Origin of the sequence: Achromobacter marplatensis, from assembly GCF_002209535.1 — a bacterium.
GTDB classification, from domain to species: domain Bacteria; phylum Pseudomonadota; class Gammaproteobacteria; order Burkholderiales; family Burkholderiaceae_B; genus Achromobacter; species Achromobacter marplatensis.
The window spans coordinates 1-1,169 of the sequence record NZ_NJIG01000048.1; the positions used below are offsets into that span (position 1 = coordinate 1).

Annotated in this window: 1 rRNA gene; it reads right to left on the reverse strand. The window is 52.3% G+C overall.

Annotated elements, in window-relative coordinates:
* Positions 1–1,169 (reverse strand): 23S ribosomal RNA (locus CEY09_RS31740); the annotation flags it as partial.

The following is a 1,169-nucleotide window of genomic DNA, read 5'->3' on the forward strand; positions in this document are numbered from 1 at the left end:
CACACCCTTGATTTACGCGCCCGGATTTGCCTAAGCGCCATCTTCGATGCAGCAACAGGGACATCCAACACCCTGATGATCTTCCGCGATCCGTCCCCCCATCGCACTGTACGACGGTACTGGAATATTAACCAGTTTCCCATCAGCTACGCATCTCTGCCTCGCCTTAGGGGCCGACTCACCCTGCGCCGATGAACGTTGCGCAGGAAACCTTGGACTTACGGCGAGGGGGCTTTTCACCCCCTTTATCGCTACTCATGTCAGCATTCGCACTTCTGATACCTCCAGCAGCCTTTACAAGCCACCTTCGCAGGCTTACAGAACGCTCTCCTACCGCGTGCACTAAAAGTGCACACCCGCAGCTTCGGTTTATCGCTTAGCCCCGTTACATCTTCCGCGCAGGACGACTCGATCAGTGAGCTATTACGCTTTCTTTAAAGGATGGCTGCTTCTAAGCCAACCTCCTGACTGTCTATGCCTTCCCACTTCGTTTCCCACTTAGCGATAATTCGGGACCTTAGCTGGCGGTCTGGGTTGTTTCCCTCTTGAGTCCGGACGTTAGCACCCGGTGCTCTGTCTCCCAAGCTGTACTTGCGGGTATTCGGAGTTTGCCATAGTTTGGTAAGTCGCCATGACCCCCTAGCTATAACAGTGCTCTACCCCCCGCAGTAATACTTGAGGCACTACCTAAATAGTTTTCGGAGAGAACCAGCTATTTCCAGATTTGTTTAGCCTTTCACCCCTATCCACAGCTCATCCCCTAATTTTTCAACATTAGTGGGTTCGGTCCTCCAGCACGTGTTACCGTGCCTTCAACCTGGCCATGGATAGATCATCTGGTTTCGGGTCTACACCCAGCGACTGAATCGCCCTATTCGGACTCGCTTTCGCTACGGCTTCCCTATTCGGTTAACCTTGCCACTGAATGTAAGTCGCTGACCCATTATACAAAAGGTACGCAGTCACCCCACAAGGAGGCTCCTACTGTTTGTATGCATACGGTTTCAGGATCTATTTCACTCCCCTTCCGGGGTTCTTTTCGCCTTTCCCTCACGGTACTGGTTCACTATCGGTCGATCACGAGTATTTAGCCTTGGAGGATGGTCCCCCCATCTTCAAACAGGATTTCACGTGTCCCGCCCTACTTGTCTTACGCTTAGTTCCACACA